Origin of the sequence: Amycolatopsis sp. M39, from assembly GCF_001651785.1 — a bacterium.
Classification (GTDB): Bacteria; Actinomycetota; Actinomycetes; order Mycobacteriales; family Pseudonocardiaceae; genus Amycolatopsis; species Amycolatopsis rubida.
In genome coordinates this window covers 461,433-482,873 of sequence record NZ_LWSF01000002.1, presented here as the reverse complement: position 1 = coordinate 482,873, position 21,441 = coordinate 461,433, and the positions used below count along the sequence as shown (strand labels likewise).

General features: G+C 68.6%; 18 protein-coding genes and 1 pseudogene. 9 read left to right on the top strand and 10 right to left on the bottom strand.

The genetic code is table 11. The features are described 5' to 3' along the window. Positions 1-44 precede the first annotated feature (44 nt). Together A4R44_RS07040 and A4R44_RS07035 are read right to left on the bottom strand one after the other, a co-directional pair. On the bottom strand, positions 45-1,229 hold the full coding sequence (locus A4R44_RS07040) for a GGDEF domain-containing protein (RefSeq protein ID WP_067578104.1): 1,185 nt from the start codon (positions 1,227-1,229) through the stop codon (positions 45-47). Between the two features lie 323 nt (positions 1,230-1,552). After that, positions 1,553-2,812 (bottom strand): MFS transporter, encoded by a 1,260-nt coding sequence (locus tag A4R44_RS07035; RefSeq protein WP_067577437.1) that lies wholly within the window; start codon positions 2,810-2,812, stop codon positions 1,553-1,555. Between the two features lie 317 nt (positions 2,813-3,129). On the opposite strand from A4R44_RS07035, the pseudogene A4R44_RS07030 reads away from it, so the two are divergent. Then, positions 3,130-4,952, top strand: a pseudogene (locus A4R44_RS07030) (FAD/NAD(P)-binding protein). On the opposite strand, the gene A4R44_RS48835 reads toward A4R44_RS07030, so the two are convergent. The 4 genes from A4R44_RS48835 to A4R44_RS07015 all read right to left on the bottom strand — a co-directional run bounded on the left by A4R44_RS48835 (position 4,942) and on the right by A4R44_RS07015 (position 7,337). Next, a complete protein-coding gene (locus A4R44_RS48835; protein WP_198545192.1) occupies positions 4,942-5,094 on the bottom strand; it encodes a hypothetical protein in 153 nt (50 codons plus the stop codon). The pseudogene A4R44_RS07030 and the gene A4R44_RS48835 overlap by 11 nt on opposite strands. A 107-nt stretch (positions 5,095-5,201) precedes the next feature. Next, entirely contained in the window at positions 5,202-5,825 is a 624-nt protein-coding gene (locus tag A4R44_RS07025; RefSeq protein WP_198545191.1) for a glycosyl hydrolase family 18 protein, read from the bottom strand. Between the two features lie 49 nt (positions 5,826-5,874). Continuing rightward, the gene (locus tag A4R44_RS07020; protein ID WP_067577435.1) at positions 5,875-6,513 is read right to left on the bottom strand and encodes an HNH endonuclease family protein; all 639 of its coding nucleotides are present in this window, start codon (positions 6,511-6,513) and stop codon (positions 5,875-5,877) included. 152 nt (positions 6,514-6,665) lie between these two features. Next, the gene (locus tag A4R44_RS07015) at positions 6,666-7,337 is read right to left on the bottom strand and encodes a hypothetical protein (protein WP_202506295.1); all 672 of its coding nucleotides are present in this window, start codon (positions 7,335-7,337) and stop codon (positions 6,666-6,668) included. Between the two features lie 76 nt (positions 7,338-7,413). Between A4R44_RS07015 and A4R44_RS07010 the strand changes: the two genes are divergently transcribed. Then, positions 7,414-8,700, top strand: coding sequence for an adenylosuccinate synthase (locus A4R44_RS07010; protein WP_067577432.1), 1,287 nt, complete (start codon positions 7,414-7,416; stop codon positions 8,698-8,700). A 51-nt stretch (positions 8,701-8,751) separates the two neighbouring features. Here A4R44_RS07010 and A4R44_RS07005 read toward each other — a convergent pair whose 3' ends face one another. Then, complete coding sequence (locus A4R44_RS07005; RefSeq protein WP_067577430.1) at positions 8,752-9,249, bottom strand: OsmC family protein; 498 nt, start codon at positions 9,247-9,249, stop codon at positions 8,752-8,754. 150 nt (positions 9,250-9,399) lie between these two features. Here A4R44_RS07005 and A4R44_RS07000 point away from each other — a divergent pair, with 150 nt between their 5' ends. Continuing rightward, entirely contained in the window at positions 9,400-10,302 is a 903-nt protein-coding gene (locus A4R44_RS07000) for a TIGR03564 family F420-dependent LLM class oxidoreductase (protein ID WP_067577428.1), read from the top strand. Here the strand turns inward: A4R44_RS07000 and A4R44_RS06995 are convergent. Both A4R44_RS06995 and A4R44_RS06990 read right to left on the bottom strand, forming a co-directional pair. Next, positions 10,283-11,920 (bottom strand): Na+/H+ antiporter, encoded by a 1,638-nt coding sequence (locus A4R44_RS06995; RefSeq protein WP_067577426.1) that lies wholly within the window; start codon positions 11,918-11,920, stop codon positions 10,283-10,285. The two genes, A4R44_RS07000 and A4R44_RS06995, sit on opposite strands and share 20 nt — an antisense overlap. Before the next feature lie 1,168 nt (positions 11,921-13,088). Further along, on the bottom strand, positions 13,089-14,633 hold the full coding sequence (locus tag A4R44_RS06990; protein ID WP_067577424.1) for an amino acid permease: 1,545 nt from the start codon (positions 14,631-14,633) through the stop codon (positions 13,089-13,091). A gap of 168 nt (positions 14,634-14,801) precedes the next feature. Between A4R44_RS06990 and A4R44_RS06985 the strand changes: the two genes are divergently transcribed. Next, a complete protein-coding gene (locus A4R44_RS06985; protein ID WP_095213221.1) occupies positions 14,802-15,254 on the top strand; it encodes a hypothetical protein in 453 nt (150 codons plus the stop codon). A gap of 68 nt (positions 15,255-15,322) precedes the next feature. Here A4R44_RS06985 and A4R44_RS06980 read toward each other — a convergent pair whose 3' ends face one another. Beyond that, positions 15,323-16,459 (bottom strand): glycerophosphodiester phosphodiesterase, encoded by a 1,137-nt coding sequence (locus A4R44_RS06980; protein ID WP_067577422.1) that lies wholly within the window; start codon positions 16,457-16,459, stop codon positions 15,323-15,325. Between the two features lie 241 nt (positions 16,460-16,700). Here A4R44_RS06980 and purD point away from each other — a divergent pair, with 241 nt between their 5' ends. The 5 genes from purD to A4R44_RS06955 all read left to right on the top strand — a co-directional run bounded on the left by purD (position 16,701) and on the right by A4R44_RS06955 (position 21,395). Further along, a complete protein-coding gene (gene purD, locus A4R44_RS06975; protein ID WP_067577420.1) occupies positions 16,701-17,960 on the top strand; it encodes a phosphoribosylamine--glycine ligase in 1,260 nt (419 codons plus the stop codon). A gap of 99 nt (positions 17,961-18,059) precedes the next feature. Beyond that, positions 18,060-18,449: a PE domain-containing protein gene (locus tag A4R44_RS06970; RefSeq protein WP_037354127.1), complete on the top strand. Its 390-nt coding sequence runs from the start codon at positions 18,060-18,062 to the stop codon at positions 18,447-18,449. Beyond that, positions 18,430-19,032, top strand: a complete 603-nt coding sequence (locus A4R44_RS06965) for a DUF3558 domain-containing protein (protein WP_095213220.1) — start codon at positions 18,430-18,432, stop codon at positions 19,030-19,032. Before A4R44_RS06970 ends, A4R44_RS06965 begins: the two co-directional genes overlap by 20 nt. Positions 19,033-19,041: 9 nt before the next feature. Next, entirely contained in the window at positions 19,042-20,640 is a 1,599-nt protein-coding gene (locus A4R44_RS06960; protein ID WP_067577419.1) for a PPE domain-containing protein, read from the top strand. Further along, positions 20,637-21,395, top strand: coding sequence for an ESX secretion-associated protein EspG (locus A4R44_RS06955; protein ID WP_067577416.1), 759 nt, complete (start codon positions 20,637-20,639; stop codon positions 21,393-21,395). Before A4R44_RS06960 ends, A4R44_RS06955 begins: the two co-directional genes overlap by 4 nt. The last annotated feature ends 46 nt before the right edge of the window (positions 21,396-21,441 follow it).

Below are 21,441 nucleotides of genomic sequence, written 5' to 3'. Positions count from 1 at the left end.
GGACCCGGCCGGCCGGGGGAGGGTGCCGGCCGGGTCCGAGGTCGTCAGGCGACTGCCGCGAGTTCCCGGGCCGGCGTGACCGAGCCGACGACCCGGTTGCGGCCGCTGTCCTTCGCCGCATACACCGCAGCGTCCGCCGCGGCCATGACTTCTTCGATGCTTGTCCCGTCCAGCGGGAACGCGGCTACCCCGATCGACGCGGTCCGGTTCTCGATCGAGACCGACTCGCCTTCGTTCGTCTGGGTCGGGATCACCAGTTCGCTGATCCGCTGCCGGATTCGTTCCGCTGTCACGATCGCGTCTTCCTTCGACGTCGACGGCAGCAGCGCGACGAACTCCTCGCCGCCGAACCGGCCGACGAGGTCGTGTGCCCTCGTCTCCTGTTTCACCACGGCGGCAACGGCCTTGAGCACGGCATCGCCCGCGAGGTGGCCGAACGTGTCATTGATCCGCTTGAAGTGGTCGAGGTCGATCATCAGCGCGCCGAAGCTGCCGTTCTCGCGCTCGGCGCGGGAAATCTCGCGCTGCGCGCCGTCCTGCCAGGTGGTGGCGTTGAGCAGCTGGGTCTTCTGGTCCGTGGTCGCGAGTTCCTCAAGCCGCTTGATCAGCATCGACCGCTGCAGCACGTACAGCGGGAGGATCACCAGCACCGACAGCAGCGGTTCGTGGCTCAGCACCATCACGAGCAGTCCGCCGACGCACAGGGTCGCCAGTTCCAGCAGGTTGTCGTCCATTGTGCCCAGGCACGATTCGGGCGTCGCCTTCGCCGGGTCGGTCAGGTACAGGCCAAGGCCGGTCAGCGCGGTGTTGACCAGGAAGTATCCGAGCGCGCCCGCCACCACGGTGGTGACGCTGTGGCCGTCCGCGAGGTGTCCGGCCAGCGCGGCGCCGAAACCGGACAGGATCATCGTGGTCGCGTTGGCCGCGACGCGGTGCGCCTCACCGGGGCGCGTGCCGTTCCAGCTGCGGAACGCCAGGTAGACGTAAATGATCACGCCCAGCGCGGCCACCAGCTGCGGCGGCACCAGCAGCGCCGCCGGAAGCAGCCACACCGAGGTGACGGTGATGTGCGGGCCCTGGCTCAGCATCCGGCGCTGCCGCTCGATCTGCCGCGTGACCTCGGTCTGCGCGATCGCCAGTCCGGCGAGCATGCCGAGGATGCCGATCTGGCCGAGGCTGACCGGGAACACCAGTGTGCTGACCACGGTGAGCACCACCGTGACGGCCATGCTCGTCAGCGTGACCGCGACCCACTGCCGCGGCCGGGACCAGAGCGACCACCGAGAAACCGCATCGCGCAGCCCCAGAGCAGAAAATTCCCCCGATGTGACCATTCTTCCCCCCGAGTCTTGCGCGGATCTCCAGTGACGCTCGCCTTACTCACAGTTTCAGACCGTTTGCCGCCTGTCCACAAGGGCCTTAGGTGTGTACATTTTTCCCGAACACGCCGGATGAAGGGTGACCAGCGATGCGCAGCAAGGAACAGTGACCGCGTAGCAGCACCGCAAGGTCGCGCAGGTCAGAGCCTCACGCGCGGGGCATGTCGGGGTATTCAGGCATGTTCGGCGCGTGTGGCTTCCTTCGCTGACCCGTCTTCAGCCTGTCCGGAAAAGCTCCGCTGCCACGCGATCGCGAGCGGAATCGTGATCAGCAGGCCGGCCAATCCAAAGATCCCGACCGTCGTCTGCGCGCTCACGTGGTCCGCGATGACCCCGCCGATCAGCGGCGTCACGCCCATCGTCGTGGTCAATCCGGTGTTCGACAGTCCCATCGTCTGCGCCCGGCTCTCGTCCGGGACCGCGACCGTCAGCGACGCCGTCGCCTGCAGCAGCGCGATCGTGCCGAAGCCGCCGGAGATCACGAACAGGATCACCGAGACGATCGGGCCCGGCTGCAGGAAGCAGAGCAGCAGCGGGATCGCGGCGAGTGCGGTCATCGGGCCGATCAGCTTCGGCCGGATCGCGGCGGGCACCCAGCGCGTGTAGATGAACGTGAAGATCACGCTGCCCACCGGATCGGCGGCAAGCAGAAAGCCGATCATCTCGGACCCGCCGCCCGAGGAAGCGACGTAGGGCGCGGCAATGCCCTCGTACACCGGCATCAGCCCGGCGAGCCAGGTGAAGACCATCAAGGAACGCAACGCCGTGGTCGCGAAGGCGACGCGGCCGCCCGCGCTCAGCGAGGAGAAGAACGGCTTGCGCTTTTCGCCGCTGGCCGCCGCGGGGCGGGCCTTGAGTCCGAAGCGGAGGAAGAGCGCGGAGAGCACGAAGGTGCCCGCGTCGAGCACCAGGGCGAGGCGGGCGTCCATCGCGAGCAGCAGCGCGCCGCCGCCGGCGAAACCGAGCAGCTGCGCGGATTGGACCGTCATGCTCCGGATGCCCATGCCGACCACGAATCGGTCGCCTTCGAGCACCTGCGGAAGCAACGCCAGCTGAGACGCCTTGAACGGCGGATTCAGCAGCGAAACACAGCCGACGAGCACGCATAGTGCCCAGAACGGCAGTCCGGGAATGGCAACGCACAGAATCAGCGCCGCGCGGGTGAGGTCGACGGTGACCATGACCGCCCGGCGCGGGAAGCGGTCGGCGAATCCGGTGAGGAAGATGCCGCCCAGCAGCGACGGGAAGAATGTGAGCGCGTAGGTGAGGCCGGTCAGCGTCGCCGAACCGGTGTTGGCGTAGACCAGGACGGACAACGCGACCCTGGCGAGCTGGTCACCGGCGATCGACAGCAGTTCGCCGAACCACATCGCGCGGAACTCGGCGACTCCGAACACCTCGCGGAACGTGACCCGGTGTGGTGCTGTCGTCATGCGTGTTCTCCCCGCTGCTGTGTGCGGACTGTGCCGCACTGGTGACCAACGGGTGACCCTAGATCCTCCTGGTCACGGGCCGGTCACACGAAGTGAGTTGTCAAGCTCAGTGTCTCGTGACTGTTGGTGATTCTCTAGGTTCTTTCGCCGGTATCCGACAGGTCACGGTCAGTTCGCCACGTGTCCAGACGATAGCGCTCCGCACTCCCCGCTGGGGCCGCTTCGATATTTGTGGTTTGTGACACATCCTTTCGGGTGGCTCGTCCGCAGTGTGGAACGGCCGCCGCCCGGCCGTCTAGCCGCGTAGCTTCGCCCAGGTGACCGCTCTCCCGACGTTCACGCTCGCCATCGTGGGCGCCGGACCTCGCGGGGTCGGCGTCCTCGAACGGCTGTCCGCGAGCGCCGCCGGCCTGCTCGGCGACCGGCGGATCGAAGTCCATCTCATCGACCCGTTCCCGCCCGGCCCCGGCCGCGTGTGGCGGTACGAGCAGTCGCCGCTGCTGCGGATGAACTCGATGCCCGAGGACGTCACCGTGTTCACTGACGACACCGTCCGGATCGACGGTCCGGTGCGGCCCGGCCCGTCGCTGATCGAGTGGGTGCGGCAGGTGCGCGCGGGAACCCTCGCCTTTCCGGTGCCGGAAGACGTCCGCGCGGAGTTCGAAACCCTCGCCGCCACGGATTTCCCGACCCGGCGGCTGCAAAGCCGGTACCTGGAGTGGTTCTACCGCAAGGTGGTGGCCGAATTGCCGCCTGGCATCACGGTGGTCGAGCATCTCGCCACGGCCGAGAGCATCGACGACGACGAGACCGTGCGGCTTTCCGACGGCACGACCGTGCCCGCCGACGCCGTGGTGCTCACTGTCGGCCACCTCGACGCGGTCCCCGACTCTCGCGAACGCGAGCTGGAGTCGTTCGCCGAGCGGCACGAGCTGTCCTACTACCCCGCTGGCTACACCGCGGACGTCGACTACTCCGCGGTGCCTGCCGGAGAACCGGTGCTAGTGCGCGGTTTCGGCCTCGCGTTCGTGGACCTGATGCTGTTGCTCACGGAGGGGCGCGGCGGCCGATTCGAGGAACTGCCGTGCGGCGGCCTGCGCTACCACCCGAGCGGCGCCGAGCCGGTGCTGCACGTCGGCTCCCGGCGCGGGGTGCCGTATCACGCGAAGACCGGNNNNACGGGCTGGCCGGCCCGCTCGACTTCCGTGCGGACGTGTGGCCGCTCATCGCGAAAGAACTCGCCTGGGCGTATTACACCGAGCTGTTCACCGGACATCCGGATCGTGTGCGCACGGATTTCGCGGTCTTCGCGGACAAATTCGCCGACCTGCCGTGGTTGTCGCCCGAAATGGACGCTCTGATCGCAGCCGCGGTGCCCGCCCTGGAAGACCGGCTCGACCTGGAGCGGCTGAACCGCCCGTTCGCGGGCCGCCGGTTTGATTCCGGCGAGGAATTCGGGAAAGCGGTGCGGAAATACATCGAGTCCGACCTCGCGCGCCGGGCGGATGTGCACCACAGCGCGGACCTCGGCGCGTTCCTGGCCCTGCTGTCAGTGATCGGTCAATTGCCCGCGCTGCTCGCGACCGGACGGCTGACCGCCGCGTCTCAAGTGTCCGATATGGACGGCTGGTTCCATGGCTTCTTCTCTTACTACGCAAGTGGTCCGCCGCCACGTCGGCTCAACGAGCTGCTCGCTCTTGAGGACGCTGGCGTCGTGTCGTTCCTCGGGGCGGAGATCTCGATCGCCGCCGACGAGACGGCCGGGACGTTCGTCGCGGCAAGCGCCAGCCATCCGGACACCGTCACCGCGCGTACGTTGATCGAGGCGCGACTGCCGGACGCGAGCGTTCCGCGAGTGTCCGACCCGCTGTTGCGCAATCTGCGGGACACCGGTGCGCTGGCCGAGGAAACCGTGCCGGATGTCGACGGTGCGACGTTGCCGTCCGGACGGATCGCCACGACCCTCAACGACTTCCGGCTGGTCACTGTGGACGGAGTGGCGCATCCGCGGCGGTTCGCGGTGGGCCCGCACACGAGCGTCCGCTCGGCGGGAGCCTTCACCCGGCCGCGTACGAACGCGATCTCGTTCCGGCAGAACGACGCGCTGGCAAGGGAAATCCTCCGGCTGGCTAACCCTTGACCGCCGGTGCGATCTGCTGCGCCCATTCCCACGGTGCGGCGGTGTCGCCGGGCAGCGAGTTGAAGTACTCCCAGCCATCGATGCCGCCGAAATCCGAGTACTTCTGGACCAGGCTGCCGACTGTGTTCTTCAGCGTCGGCATGTCGACGTAACCGTTGCAGTTAGCGGGATTCGTGACCGTTCCGGCGACGACCTTGCTTGCCGGGACGACGCCGTGGGCGATGATCTGGTCGTAGCCCGACGGGTCGGCTAGCGAGCCCCAGCCGCAGTAGAACTGGGCGTTGAACCAGGAGATCTGGTCGCCGCGTTCGCGGTAGAGCCGGTCGTAGTCGAGACCGGAAAGNGTTCGGTCGCGACCGGCGCGAGGGTGATCAGGAAGTCCGGGCCGAAGTCGCCCCGCAGCGCGTCGATCACCCGGTTCAGCGCGTCGTTCGACATCTGCTCCTCGACGTCGAGGTCGATGCCGGACAGCGAATGGTCGCGGATCAGGTTGCGCAGCAACGGATAGTAGGTGTCGAAGTCCTGCTCCAGGCGCTGGAAGCTGCCCTTCGCCGCGCCGCCGACGAAAGCGAGTGCGTGCACGCCTTTGCTCTGCATTGTGGCGAGGTCGGCCCACATCTGCGTGAACTTGGCGTCCGACGGCGGATCGTCGTTGAGCGTCATGGTTCCGCCGTCGTTGAGGTGCACGGCTCCGACGATCACGTCAGTGACGCCGGTGTCGTGGTCGGTGAGCCCCAACGGGGAGATGTACGACCCGTTCTGGTGCGTCGTTTGGTAGTAGACAACGACTCTGCGTCCGTTCGCCGCCGTCGCCGGGGCTGCTCCGCAGAGCACCAGGAACACCGCCAGCACCGCCGCCGTGATCTTCCGCATGGGTTCGGACCATAGGACGGCGGCGGTGCCCGCGGTAGGGCCGAAAGCGTCAGCAGCGGCCCAGCATGTCCGTCAGCGCAGACTTCTCCGCCGAATTCACGGTGAGCTTGAACTTGTACTTGACCGTCACCCACATCTTGGCGTAAGTGCACCAGTAACCGGTGGACGGCGGCTTCCACTGGTCCGGCGACTTGTCGCCCTTTTGCTGGTTCACGTTGTCGGTCACCGCGATCAGTTGCGGGTCGGACAGGTCGTTGGCGTAGGCCTGCCGCTGCGCGGTGGTCCAGGACGACGCGCCGGTGCGCCAGGCGTCGGCGAGCGGCACCACGTGGTCGATGTCCACATCGGAGGGAGAGCTCCACGTCGCGTCGTCGTAGGGCGAGGTCCAGGTGCCCGACGTCGGGTAGCAGTCGGAGCCGACTTTGACGTTCGTGCCGTCGCGCTTGAGGACCGCCTCGCGCGTGTTGCAGTTGTTGCCCTGGTCGATCCAGTGCGGGAACTTGTCGCGGCTGTAGCCGTCCTGCGAGCCGTCCGGTTTCACCGTGAGACCGGAGAGCTGGCTCTTCGCGGTGGCGGCCGACGGGATGCCCGGCGGGGTGGCGTCGGCGACGCCGACCGTGACCGAGCCGAGCAGCGCGACGCCGGCCAGGACGGTCAAGGAGTTGCGAACTGTACGTGTGGTCGGCATATTGCTGCCTTCCTGGTCAGATGCGGGACTGATTCACTTTTGACCACGAAAGTGGCGTGCGCAACACCGTCAGGTGACAGGAAGCCGACCTTCTGTGAACAGAAAGTCACCGAGAGTCCCAGCTGGCCTGAACCTCGCCCGGGGCGGGAGGGTCAGCCGCGGACCGCGCGAAGGTCGGCGGTATGCCGGTACCAGGTCCGCCGGGTGATCGCGCGATCCTGCGGGACACCGTCGATGACCAGCGAAGACGTCGGCACGCAGCCGAGCTGGAAGGCGCGGCCGCGGAAGGTCGAGGACCGTTTGAGGAGCTTGCCGCGGGTGATTCGAGCGGTCACCCCGGAGTCGTCCGGCGCGACCTCGATGGCGGAAACCGAGCCGTCGAAAGCCACCTGTTCGTCGCAATACGCCTGGCCCTTGACATCGCGCAAGGTCGCGTGCCCGAGGAGCACGCCGCCGGTGTCGTCGCGCACGAGGGAGATTTCCGCGTCCGTGCCCTTCCAGGCGAGCGCGAACGCCTCGTCCGGGTCCGAAGGCAGCCGCCAGTGCGCGGCGACGCGAGAGGCGGGCTCAGTGGCCACGAAACCCACTGACACGCCCGGGAGGAGTTCGCGGCGCATGAGACGCACCACCACGGCGGCGAGGTCGGCGTCGGAGCCAAGCACGACCAACCGGTCGTGTTCCCCCTGCAAGGAGTCGATTTCCGCCTTGCCGGGACGGGGCCCGGCGTGCACCAGCGGGACGTCGCCGAGCCGCGCGGGGAGATCCGCCGCGGCACCGCAGGCCACCACGATTCCGCGCACTCCGGCGTCCTCCGTTAAAGTCATGCACCGGCATTTACCAGCGCCACCCGTGTCCCCGTCCGGGGCCACTATTCCTATTGCCGAACACCTGGAGTGTCACATGCCGGCCATCGTGCTGATCGGTGCCCAGTGGGGGGACGAGGGCAAGGGCAAGGCCACCGACCTGCTCGGCGACCGCGTCCAGTGGGTCGTCCGCTACCAGGGCGGCAACAACGCGGGCCACACGGTCGTGCTGCCGAACGGCGAGAACTTCGCGCTGCACCTCATCCCGTCGGGGATCCTGACGCCGGGCGTGACGAACGTCATCGGCAACGGCGTGGTCATCGACCCCGGTGTGCTGCTGGACGAGCTGGCCGGTCTCGAGGAGCGCGACGTCGACACCAGCAAGCTGCTGATCTCGGCCGACGCGCACTTGATCATGCCCTACCACGTGGCGATCGACAAAGTCACCGAGCGCTACCTCGGCAGCCGCAAGATCGGCACCACCGGCCGCGGTATCGGCCCGTGCTACCAGGACAAGATCGCCCGCGTCGGCGTCCGCGTGCAGGACCTGCTCGACGAGAAGATCTTCCGCCAGAAGGTCGAGGCGGCGCTGGAGTTCAAGAACCAGGTGCTGGTCAAGGTCTACAACCGCAAGGCACTCGACGCGGACCAGGTCGCCGACGAGGTGCTCGCGGCGGGCGAGAAGTTCGCGCACCGCATCGCCGACACCCGGCTGCAGCTGAACCAGGCGCTGGAGCGCGGCGAGACAGTGCTGCTGGAGGGTTCGCAGGGCACGCTGCTCGACGTGGACCACGGCACGTACCCGTTCGTCACGTCGTCGAACCCGACGTCCGGCGGAGCGGGCTCGGGTTCGGGCATCGGCCCGGGCCGCATCACGACCGTGCTGGGCATCCTGAAGGCGTACACGACCCGCGTGGGCTCCGGCCCGTTCCCGACCGAACTGGACGACGAGTCCGGCGAGTACCTGCGCAAGCAGGGCGGCGAATTCGGCGTCACCACCGGCCGCTCCCGGCGCACCGGCTGGTTCGACGCGGTGATCGCCCGCTACGCGGTGCGGGTCAACGGCATCACCGACTACTTCCTGACCAAGCTGGACGTGCTGTCCGGCCTGGAAAAGGTCCCGGTGTGCGTCGGCTACGAGGTGGACGGCTTCCGCACCTCGGACATGCCGATGACCCAGACCGACGTGCACCACGCGGTCCCGATCTACGAAGAGCTGCCGGGCTGGTTCGAGGACATCTCGAACTGCCGCACGTACGACGAGCTGCCCGCCAACGCGCGGGCCTACGTCGAGCGGATCGAGGAACTGTCGGGCGCGCGGGTTTCGGCGATCGGCGTCGGTCCCGGGCGGGAGCAGACGATCGTGCGGCACGAGTTCGCCTGATCTTTCCGGTTGAGCGCCCAGGCTGGTTTCCCGCTGGCCTGGCCGTTGTGCCTAGCGAACCGTTGTGGTGACCGGGGTTTGGTTGCGGAACAGGTCGAGCACCGGGCAATGCTCGTCCGCCGCGCGGCGGAGTTGTTCGTAGACCTCGGGTGCGGCCGGGCCGTCGAGTTCCACGGACACCCGCACGTCGCTGAAGCCGGGCCGGGTCGATTCGTCGAAGCCGAAGAAGCCGTGGAGGTCCAGGTCGCCGTCCACCTGCACGCGCACTGCGTCCAGCGGGATGCCGAGGCGGGCGGCCCAGAACTGGTACGTGATCACCTGGCAGGACCCGAGCGCGGCCAGCGCGTACTCGACCGGGTTCGCCGCCTGGTCGGTGCCGCCGAGTTCGGGCGGCTCGTCCACAGTGAACGCGTGGTCGCGCACCCGGACGTCCACCACGGTCGCGGTGTTCTCGGCCAGCGCGTGCTCGACGCTGAACGACACCGCCGCGTTGTGCCGGTCCGTCCGCACGGCCTGGCGGGTGCCGTCGATGACGTCGGTCAGTGACATCGGTCCTCCTGGATTCGTCGGACGTCCAGGGTGCGGGTCTGCTGGGGCACGGGGCAGGGGCTCTCGGCGGCTGAGAACGCGGCTGGCGCAAAGGCACCGGGTTGTCCTAATTGGCGGGAAACCGGCGGTGTACCTGGATAATTGGAAGGTATGAGCGTCGGACTGACCGTGCCTGCCCGTCCGCAGGCGAACATCACTGTGCCCGAAGTGCTGGACCAGGCGCGCGAGGCCGAGGAGGCGGGCGCGGCGTCGATCTGGTTCTCCCAGCTGCCCTCCGGTCACGACGCGCTGGCGCTGGCCGCGCTGGCCGGCCAGGTGACGTCGCGAGTCGAGATCGGCACGTCCGTCGTGCCGATCTATCCGCGGCATCCGCTGACGCTGGCCGCCGCGGCGCGCACGGCGAGCGAGGCGTCCGCCGGGCGGTTCACGCTGGGCATCGGTCTTGGCGCGAAGAACTTCCTCGAACCCGTCTACGGCACGCCGTATCCGCCGCCGGTGCGGCACCTGCGCGAATACCTGACTGTTCTGCGGGCGTTGTTCGCCGGCGAGCAAGTCGACTTCACCGGCTCGACGGTCGAGGTGCACCTGTCGGAACCGGCACCGGCCGCGCCGGTGCCGGTGCTCGTCGCCGCGATGGGGCCGCAAGCATTGCGGGCGACCGGGGAGCTGGCTGACGGCACGCTGCCGTACCTGGCCAGCCCGCGGGCTATCTCGAACCTGATCGTGCCCGGGATCGGTCCTGGCAAGCGCGTGATCGCGGCTGTCCCGGCAGTGGTGACCAGCGACGTCGACGCGGTGCGCGAACTCGCGGTGCAGCAACTCGGCTTCTACGGTTCGATCCCGTCGTATCAGCGCATCCTGAAGGAGGGCGGCGTCGAAAGCGCGGCGGAGCTGGTGTTGATCGGCGACGAGGAGACGGTCGCCGCCGGCGTGCGGCGTTACTTCGACGCCGGCGCGACCGACGTGCTGCTCACCCAGACCGCCCTGCACACCGACGAGGACCGGCGGCGTACCTGGCGATTGACGGGCGAGCTCAACTCATCCGGTTCGTAAGCGTTGTCGTTACGGACATCTCTTCCAGGTCGAGTTCGCGCAGGACCTTCTGCAGGACGTCGTCGTCAAGGCGGCCGGCGCGGTTCTCCTCGATCATCGCTGCTCGCTGGGTGATGAGAAGTTCCCGCCGCGCCTTGGCGAACTGCGCTTGCGGACTGTCGCGGCGCTCCTCGCCGGACAGGGTGATCGCGGCCTGCGCGAACCGGTAACGGGTGTCCACCACGCGTTCCAGTCGTTCTTCGAGCCGTTTCATCTTCTCCGGCTCTATGTCTAAAGTGGACAGTTGGTCCCGGGCGAGTTCACGCAGCCGTTCGTGCGCGGCTTTCTGCGCGATCTTGCGCGCGGCCAGTTCCTCGGCCTGGTCGCGCGCGTCCTCGTCCGGGTCTTGGACTTTGAGCAGCCGGATCAGTGGTGGCAGCGTGAGCCCTTGGATGAGCACGGTCCCGACCGCGACGGAGAACGCGAACAGCTGGATCTCCGCGCGACCAGGCGTATCCGCAGGCACGCCGGACGCGGCGGCGATGGTGACGACGCCACGCATCCCGGTCCAGGAGATCACCGCCAGCGAACGCCAGGCAGGCGGATCGTGCTTCGTGCGTCTGAGAAGTTGCAGCGACCGGGGCAGGTAGCTGGACAGGAAGACCGCGGGAATCCGCACGAACATCGTGGCGAGCAACACGACGATCGCCGACAACGCGAGCGTCCCGTTGTCTCGTGCGGCATGCTGCGCCCCGTCGAGCACGAACGGCAGCTGCAGCGCCATCAACGCGAACACCAGCGCCTCAAGCATGACGTCGATCGACGCCCAGACAGACCGGTCCTGCACCCGCGTCGCAGGCGAGGCCCGCAACGACCGGTGCCCGAGGAACAGCCCCGCCGTGACGACCGCCAGTACGCCGGACCCGCTGAACTCCGCCCCGAACGGATGCAGGTGTTCAGCGGTGACGTATGCCGCGAACGGCACCACGATCCCGAACGCCGATTCGAGCAGCGGGTCGTCCAGCCTCGTGCGGATCAGCTCGACGACCCCGCCCGCGACCAGCCCGACGAGAATGCCGAGCACCGTCGCGACAGCGAAGACCGCGAACCCGTGCCCGAGCGATCCCGCGGTCCCGACCACCGCCGCGAGCGCGACCTTGTACAGCGTGAGCGCGGCCGCGTCGTTCACCAGGCTTTCGCCGGTGAGCACCGTCATCACGCCGCGCGGCAGCCCGAGCCGCCGTCCGATCGCGACAGCCGTGACCGCGTCCGGCGGAGACACGACCGCCCCGAGCACCAGCGCCGACGCCCACGGCAAATCGGGCAGCAGCAGATGCACGACGAACGCGATCACGAACGCGGTCGCCACCACGAGCAGCACGCCAAGCGTGATGATCGGCCGCAAGTTCGCACGAAAGTGGGAGATCGAACTCTCCAGCGACGTCGAGTACAGCAACGGCGGCAGCACGACGGTCAGGATCAGCTCGGGCTCCAACTCGACCCGCGGAACACCGGGAATCAACGCGATCCCCAGCGCGACCACCACGATGAGCAGCGGCGCGGACAGGTTGAACCGCCGGGCGACCGCGGTCAGCCCCAGCGACCCGGCGAGCACGCCGACCAGCGTCAAGGTCTCCATGCTTGGCATCTTGACTCATCGATCCGGCGGGACGCGGATGGCGTGGGTTCGTGTCGGGACTCCCTTCGACGTGAGGCGGACGGGTTGGCCGCGGCCGGTTTGCTGGCGGGCCGCGTGGGGCGCTGGTGAGCGGGGCGGGCATGAGCCTTTCCGGGGCTGAGGTGTCGGGTGGATCCGCGCCGGTGCCGGGGTTCGTTGCCTTGGGGACAGTTCCCACGGGGTTAGCCGGCGGTGGCGCTGGGTGGGCGAGGAATGGGTGGATCGACGGCGGGTGCTGGGGCTCGCTGTGTGCGGGACAGTGCCGTCGGGTCGGCTGGCGGATGGTGAGGGGACGGGTGCCGGGCTGGTGGATCGACGGCGGGTGCCTGGGTTCGCTGCTTGGAGGCAGTGCCCACGGGTGTTCGTCGCCGGGTGGCAGGGCGGCCCGGTGTTGCCGTGGTGGTCGGTTATGGGTGGGCAGTGGCGTGGCTGGGCGGAGAGGATGGCTGCTCGGCGCTGAGGCGAGGACGAGTCGGCGGTGCGGAGGTCGGGGGCAGTGAGGGGTGAGGTCGCCGGACGGTGCCGCGTGAATCGTGGTCGGGCGACACGGAGGAAGCCCAGGAATGACGGACGTGGCGACGTGCCGGTTGGCGGGTTCACCCCGCCGCAGAGCGGACTCGTGGTCGGCGCACGGCGATTCGGCGAATGGCCGGCCCTGCTCGCGGACGCCGGTCAGGTGCTTCGCGGCGAAGCGGTGCCGGGCCAGGCGCTGCTGGGTGGAGTGGTGCCAGGCATGGGCCGCCGGACGGGGCGGTGCAGGGCGGTGGGCCGCGCCGGACGAAGCGGTGTCCGGGTCGAGTGGTGCCGGGCCAGGCGCTGCTGGGTGGAGTGGTGCCAGGCATGGGCCGCCGGACGAAGCGGTGCAGGGCGGTGCGCCGCGCCGGACGAAGCGGTGTCCGGGTGGAGTGGTGCTGAACGGAGTGGTGTCCGGGTGGAGTGGCGCTGGGTGGAGTGGCGCTGGGTGGAGTGGTGCTGAACGGAGTGGTGTCGGGTGGAGTGGCGCCAAGCGCGGGCTGTCGGACGGAGCGGTGCAGGGCGGTGCGCCGGGCGAAGCGGTGTCCGGGTGGAGCGGCGCCGAACGGAGTGGTGCCGGGTGGCGGAAGGTCGTCCGTCTTGGGAACCCTCGGGATTAGCCGAGTTCCTTCAGTTCCTTCTCCACCGCGGCCAATTCCTCCGCCGAACCCTGCACCTTCGGGCCGGTGAACCACTTCCGCGCCGACAGGGCCCACCACAGGGCCGCTCCGCCCAGGACTACCAGGAAGGCGATCGGCGTGTAGTTGAACGAGTCGACTGTGATCGGGCTTGCTTGGGGGAGCATGAAGAGCACGAAAATCACCACGACCCATCCCGTCGCGACGATGCCGATTGGTTTGCCCCAGCGGCCCAGGTTCCACGGGCCCTTCTCGAAGCTGTCGCCGCGGCGGACGCGGAGGAAGACCGGGATCACGTACGCGACGTACAGGCCCACTGTCGCGATCGAGGTGACTGCTGCGTAAGCCGTCGCGCTCCACAGGTACGGCAGCGCCAGCACCAGTGCACCGACCGCCGCTAGCCATACTGCGTTGGTCGGGGTCTGGGTTCGTTTGTTGATGTTGTGCCAGATCTTCGAGCCCGGGATCGCACCGTCGCGGGCGAAGGCGTAGATCATGCGGGAGTTCGCGGTCACCGAGGCCATGCCGCAGAACAGCTGTGCGCCGATGCAGATCAGGAGCAGGAATTTGCCGGTCACCGCGCCGGTCGCGTCGATGAAGATCTGGGCTGGCGGGACGCCGGTCGCCGAGTTGACGGCTCCGTCGTAGTCCTGGATCGCGAACGTCAGGCCGATCAACAGGATCCAGCCCGCGACCAGCGACACGAGGATCGAGTTGATGATTCCGCGCGGGCCCGCTTTCGCGGCGTTCTTGGTTTCCTCCGTCATGTGCGCCGAGGCGTCGTAACCGGTCAGGGTGTACTGCGCCAGCAGCAAACCCAGCAAGAACACGTACGGTGCGGAACCCCAGCCGGTCTGGTTCACGAAGCTGCCGAACACGAACGACGCTTCCTGATGCTTCGCCGGCACGAACACGAGCACGCCCACGATCACCAGCACGCCCAGCAAATGCCACCACACGCTGACGCTGTTCAGTACCGCCACCACTCGCACGCCGAAGGTGTTCAGCACCCCGTGCGCGACAAGAATGATGGCCAGCAACAAAATCGTGTGGCCCGGCGTCGCGCTGAAGCCCCACTGCAGATCGAGGAACGCGTTGAGGAAGAGCGCGGCTCCGAAGTCGATGCCCGCGGTCACCGCGATCTGTCCGATCAGGTTGAACCAGCCGGTGAACCACGACCACGCCGGGCCGTTGCGGGTCGCCAGTTTCGCGGCCCAGTAATAAAGCCCGCCCGCGGTTGGGTAGCTTGAGCACACCTCCGCCATGCCCAGCCCGACNAGCCCGACCAGCACCACGAACAGCCCGACCAGTGGCCAGCCCCAGATCATCGCCGCCGGGCCGCCGGTTTTCATGCCGAAGCCGTACAGCGTGAGACAGCCGGACAGGATCGAGATGATCGTGAACGACACGGCGAAGTTCGAGAACGCCGACATCGTGCGTTTGAGTTCCTGCGCGTAGCCGAGCGCGTGCAGGCGAGCGCTGTCTTCGTCGGATTGGCCGGTCTGCTGGTCGGAGACATCCATCGGGCACCCACCTGAAAGGTATGCGGACAGACCATTGAGAGTGCGCAGAAGTTAGCTCCCGGCGTTCGCGGGTGTCAAGGTTTCGCTGGTGGCTGGGCGGAAGCTCCTCCGAACGGCGCAGGGCGGTCCGGGTCTGAGTGATCAACACAAGACCAGTATCTCGAACAATTGTTCGAGATCGCATCACTCGAACCGGTCATCTGCGGGAGGACTGCGGGCGCAGGCCATGATCTGCTGGTGAGAGCCGAAGAGTTGGTCGCGATCGAGTTGGCCGACGACGAGCGCAAAGTACTGGGTCGCGGACTGGCCGAGTGGGGTGGGCCAGCACATTGCACTGAAGCGCTCGCGGTGGCGATGGGCTTCCGGAGCGTGGCTGATCTGTACGAAGAGGGTCGTCGTCTGCATGCGGCTCTCACCGCTGGCGATCCGCTCGGCCCTCGGGGCTGGCGGCGGATGCTGGTGGCTACCGAAATCGTCTTCGCCAGCGATGTGTTCGGTTCAGGCTGTGATTGGTCGATAACCACCGGCTTCTCGGACGAGGAGACGATCAAGATCCTGCGGCGGTTGCAGCGAACGATCGCTCGCGCGCTTCGCGGCGCACTCCATCGTCACGATCATTGAGCAACCGCGAAAACGGCCCGCCGGCGACGCGAACGTCACCGGCGGGCCAGGCGGAACCAGCGGAAAACTCAGCGACCGGCGAAGTCCCGCACCGATTCCAGTGCGGTGTCCGGCTGGTCGGCGAAGAATCCGTCGACCCCGGCCTTCAAGAACGCCGCTTCCTCCGCGAACACCTTGCCGAAAGCACTCGGGCTGGCCGAGGAGCGCAGGTTCGCGGGCAGGAACGGGTTTTCGTTGCGGAAAGTGTAGGGCTGCACCTCAAGCCCGGCGCGGTGCGCGTCGGCGATCAGCGCGGTGGGCTTGCCGAGGTTGTCCTGCGCGTCTCGCGGGATGATCTGGCCTTTGTCCGGGCCGAGGTACTTCGCGTACTTGGCGATCTCGCGCAGGCCGGCGGGCGTGACCAGGTCGGCGTACGTGCGCTTGTCGCCCTTCGCGACGAAGTCGGCCGGAGCGCCCGTCGCCTCGGTGAGCTGCAGCAGCGGCACCCGCACCTGCTTGTGCAGTGCCTGGAGGTTCGACACCTCGAACGACTGGATGATCACCGGCGCGTTCGGCCGGTTCAGGCCGTTGCGGTTGAGGATCGATACCAGCTTCGGTTCGGTCGGGTTCCCGATCGAGCTGAAGTACGTCGAGTGCTTGACCTCGGGGTAGGTGCCCAGCGTCCGGTGCAGTTCGTGGCCGAGCCGCCGGGTCAGGTCGAGCACCTCCTGATAGGTGGCGATCCGGTAGCGGCCGTCGTAGAGCTGGTTGTTCGGCCGGTTCTGCGGGATCCGCTCCTTGGCGTAGAGCGTCTTCAGCTCGGCGAGGGTGAAGTCCTCGGTGAACCAGCCGGTCATCGTGGTTCCGTCGATGACCTTCGTGGTCTTGCGCGAGGCGAACTCCGGATGGTTCGCGACGTCGGTGGTGCCGCCGATCTCCGGCTCGTGCCGGGCGACGAGCTGGCCGTCCTTGGTCGGCACCAGGTCGACGTCGACGTAGTCCACGCCCATCCGGTAGGCGAGTTCGTACGACGCGAGCGTGTGCTCCGGGCGGTAGCCGGGCGCGCCCCGGTGTCCGACGATCACCGGGCCATCGTGCCGGGGACCGTGCGCGGCCGCACCCGCGGCCGTCTCCTCGCTCGCGGCGGCCGGGCCGATCGCGAGACCGGCGACGCCGAGCAGGGCCAGGCCGGACAGGGCGAGCACGCCGAGGCGTTTGCGCTTCATGGGGGACCTTTCTCTACCGGGCGATCCGCAGCTCGCCACGACTACCGCGTCACCCTCGCCGCCGCAAGCGTCGGGCGCGCGGCACCAGCCGGACGGGCGGTTGACAACCGGGTAAACGGTGGATGGCACCCGAATCCGGACACCATGCGACCGGCACCGGACCAGTCGCGCACCTGGTCCGCTGCCGGGGTCGCGGACGGCGCGCTGCCGCGGCGCGACACGCACCGTTACGCTGTCCGGCGTGCGCGTACTGGTAATCGGCTCCGGCGCCCGGGAGCATGCACTCGTCCTCGCGGTGGCAGGCGACCCCGCGGTCACGGCGCTCGCTTGCGCCCCCGGCAATGCCGGCACGACTGCGGTCGCGGAGCAGCTCGGGGTCGAGCTCGCCGAGCCGGAGGCCGTCGCGGCTCTGGCCAAGGAGTGGAAGGCCGACCTCGTCGTGATCGGGCCGGAGGTGCCGCTCGTCGCGGGCGTCGCCGACGCGGTGCGCGACGCTGGCATCGCCTGCTTCGGACCGTCTGCTGCGGCCGCGCGCATCGAGGGGTCGAAGGCGTTCGCGAAGGACGTCATGGCGACCGCGAAGGTGCCGACAGCTCGCAGTGAGGTCGTCGACACTCCCGCCCGCCTCGACGCCGCTCTTCAGCGGTTCGGGCCCACCTGGGTCGTGAAGGACGACGGTCTCGCCGCGGGCAAGGGCGTGGTCGTGACCCAGGACATCGAGGTCGCGCGCAAGCACGCGCTGATGCTGCTCGACGGCGGTCACCCGGTCCTCCTGGAGTCCTTTTTGGACGGCCCGGAGGCCTCGCTGTTCTGCTTCGTCGACGGCCGCACCGTGGTGCCGATGCTGCCCGCGCAGGACTTCAAGCGTGTCGGCGACGGCGACACCGGTCCGAACACCGGCGGCATGGGCGCGTACGCACCGCTGCCGTGGGCCCCTGCCGATCTGGTGGACGACGTCGTCGCGCGGGTCGTGCAGCCGGTCGTGGACGAGCTCGCCGACCGGGGCAGCCCGTTCTCCGGCCTGCTCTACGCCGGTCTCGCGCTCACCTCGGAAGGCCCGCAGGTGATCGAGTTCAACTGCCGCTTCGGCGACCCCGAGACGCAGGTTGTGCTGGCACTGCTGCGTACGTCGCTGGCCACTGTGCTGAATGCGACGGCCACCGGGAAGCTGGCCGAGCTGCCGCCGCTGGAGTGGTCGGGTGGGGCCGCGGTCACCGTCGTGATTGCTGCGGACGGGTACCCGGGCAAGCCGCGCACTGGTGACGTCATCACCGGCGGAGAGATCGAAGGCGTGCTTCACGCGGGTACGCGGCGTCGCGACGACGGTGCGGTGATCTCGGCTGGCGGACGCGTGCTGTCGGTTGTCGGCACCGGTAAGACGCTTAAGGCGGCGCGTAAGCACGCGTACGAGACTGTCGAGCGTGTACACCTCGCGGGCTCGCACCATCGCACCGATATCGCACTGCGCGCGGCCAACGGGGAAGTAAGCGCTCCCGCCTGAACAGCTTCTCCACGAAGTTCGCCTCGGGTTCACGCGCCGGTTGGTAGCCTCGAAACGGGTCCGTACGGTCACCGTCCGTATCACGGGAGGGGTTAGCGCATGCCGGGAAGCACACCGCTCACCGACCTGGCTTCGTCGGTTCCGGCAGCGCCGGGCGTGGCGGACATCGTGGTCGAGCCAGCGAAGCTGCTTGAGGTCGCGCGGGTGGTCGACGAGCAGGTCAGCGCGCTCGAAGACAAGCTCCTCACGCGGCTGGGCGAGCTGCGCGTCGACACTCCTTCGTCGGACACGGTGAGTGTGAACGCCATGGCTGCGTGGAACACGGTTGTCGCGGAAGGCGATCAGTCGTATGCGGCGCAGGTGCGCGCGTACGTCGCCAATCTGCACAAGCTTGTCGGACAGCTGCGCGAAGCAGCGAAGACGTACGAGGCCAGCGACGCGGACAAGGCCGCGGCGTTCGGGGACCGCGGTGCGCACGGCATCCACTAAGCCGATCCTCGCCGTCGTCGCGGTGCTCGGGGTCGCGAGCTGCTCCTCGGGCGAGCAAGGCACTGCGTACCCCGTACAGCCCGCGATGAGTTCCCTGGCGCAGCAGACGAAAGCGGCCGCATTGCCGCAGCGGCCATCGGACTTGCCGATCGCCGGAACCGATCCGTGCGACCTGCTGGGCCAGGCGCAGCTCGACCTGCTGAAGGTGACGAGCGTGCCGCGCAAGGCCGCCGCGCCGAAGGACGGGCCCACCTGCGTGTTCGATTCGGACAAGACCGAGCCGTTCCACGTGCTGCACCTGCGGATCGTCAACGCGGACCTGCAGGAGTGGCTCACCGGATCGCGACGCAAGAACAGCATGACCACAGCGGCCACCAGCGTCGAGGGCTATCCGGCGATCACGAACTACCGAGCGGCGGGCACCCCCGCCGACTGCGAGGTGCTCGTCGGCGTCGCCGCGGGACAGACCATGGCGGCACAGGAGTTCGCGGTCACCGCGGGCGCGTTCAGCCAGCCGCAGTTGTGCGACATCGCCACCCAGGCCGCCGGCCTGGCCGTGCAGGGCCTGAAGAACCGGACCTAGGGAGGGCGCGTGGAGATTTCCGAACTCGCGGGCAGGATCCGCGACCACCGTTTCGACGGATGGACCGACACCGCGATCGCCGACGAGATCGAGAAGTTCGGCACCGGCGATGGTATCGCCAGCATCGCCACCGCTGTCGAGGCGCTGCGGGAAATCGCGACCGCGCTCGCGGGTACCGATCACACGCTGCGCGACCAGCTGGCGAAGCTCGGCGTCGAATGGCAGAGCCAGGCGGGCGGACAGGCCGGGCAGGTGCTGTCGGACCAGGCTGGCTTCTCCCAAGACGCGATGCAGAAGGTCACCCACACCGCGGAAATGCTTTTCGCGCAGGGGGAAGCGTTCAACCGCACCAAGTACAAGCTGCCCGACCCGGCGGCGGTGCGCAAAGGCGCGGAGAGCCTCACCCTCATTGATTCGGTGGCGAGCTTCCTCGGATTCGAGACCGATCACGCGGCACAGGTGCAGGCCGCGGACAACGCGCGCGGCCAGGCGGTCGAGGCGTTGAACGCCTACGCCCAGCAGAGCGGCGAAAACCTGCTGTCCACCGAGCCCTTGAGCCAGCCGCAGTCGCTCACGATGGTCCAGCCTGGCAGCGGGCCGAGCCCGGTCGACCGCGCGGCCGCCGCGGTCGAGGTGACGCCGGACGGCCAGGTACGGCCCGCCGCGGCGTCGGTGAAGTCGCAGTACGTTCCGCCGCCGCCTCCGGCCCCGCCGGTCGTGGATCCGCCGACGCCCGCGTACGGCACGGCTTCGCAGGCACCGGTTCCTCGGCCAGCCGCACCGGTGATCGCGGCCAGCTACGTGCCGCCGTCCTCGCCGCCGCCCGCGGGGTGGGAGAAGGGATCGGTGCCGCACGGCAATCCGCCTCGGTCGGTCGGTTCGACCAACGGGCCGGGAATCCCCAGCGGGCCAAGCACTTCGGGCGGACCCTCTGGGACACGGGTTCCGGGCGCGGTACGGCCCGGGGAGCCTGGCACGTTCCTGCCGACTGGTCCGCGCGGCACGAGCAGCGGACCCGAGAGCACGCCGGCCAACCGCGGAACTGTGGGCAGCTCCGAAAGCCTGGGCGGCACAAGCGGATCCGGTCGTTCCGCGGTCGGCGGCTCGGCCGGGGACAGCTACCCTGGCGGCGGGCACGAAAACCAGGCGCTGCAACGAGGTCGGCTGGTCGGCAGCGTCCCGCAGGCACCGCCGCCACCCGTCGCCGAAGCTCCCGGCAACGCCCCGGCCCCGCGCGCAGGAGGCGCGTCTGCCGGAGAAATCGGGGCAGGCGCTGCTGCTTTGGGCGCGGGAGTAGCCGGTGGCGCGCTTTCCGGCGACCGCGAACGGCAAGGCCGCGCACAAGACGGTCAGCCGAAGGGTTTGGTCCGGCCGTTGCCGGTGGACGAGCTTCCCGAGGAAGAAGCCGTCGCGCTGCGCAAAGCCGAGCAGATCGCGCCGAAACCGGGCGGCGGCGACGCCAAGTACCTCTCCGAAGCCGCGCCGCAGGAAAGCGACGACGAGCACGTGCGCCGCTTCGGAGTCGACGACAAGGACCTGTTCGCCGACGGCCGGATGGTGACGCGCGACGTCCTCGGTGACGGCACCGGAGACGTGCGCCGGCCGTGAACCTGGTACTGACCGCCCTCGAATTCGATGTGCTGTGGGAATCGCTGGACCTGGGCGGGCGTCCCGCCACGCTCGCGGTTCCGTCGCCAGGGCGCACGCACACCGAACGGGCCGAGCTGATCGAGTCCGTCTGGGATTCGCTCGCGCAGCGACGGCTGGCGCGCGGCCGCCGTCCTTCTGGGACGGTGCTCGATCAACTGCATTTGCTGGCGCGTCCGCGGGAAGCGGTGGACGTCTGGGTGTGGGCGGACCGAGAGATCCGCGGCCGCGCGGTGAGCCGGGGCAGCCAGGCCGTGCTCGCGGTGGTCGACCGGGACGAGGTGTGGCTGATCCCCGCTGACGCCAGCGGGCTCGCCGCCGCCGCGGTGACGGTGGCCGGATCGCTCGACCCGGGTGTCGGCCAGTCGGTCTCGGTACCGCACAGCACGCTCGTTGCCGCCGACACGGCTGCCGCGGGTGATCCGAAAGCAATGGTCACGGCCTTGGAAGACCGGGGCGTGGCGTTGTGGGAGGCGCAGGAACTGGCGGGCATGCTGATGGGACAGGCGGCCCGCGGCCAGTTCTGCGCGGAACACATCCTGCGGGACGGGACGGTGCGCCGGTCGCCGCACGTGGCGGCGTTCTACGACACCGATTCCGGGCGGTATCTGTTCCAGCTCACCGATGATCCGGACGGGCATACCTGGGCGACGGTGAGCCCGGCGGACAACGCGGTGCTCGTGGAGCGGGTGCGGGAGTTGCAGGCCGCGATCTGACGCTTTGACGTGACCGTTTTACCCCTTTTCGATCGCGCTATAACCC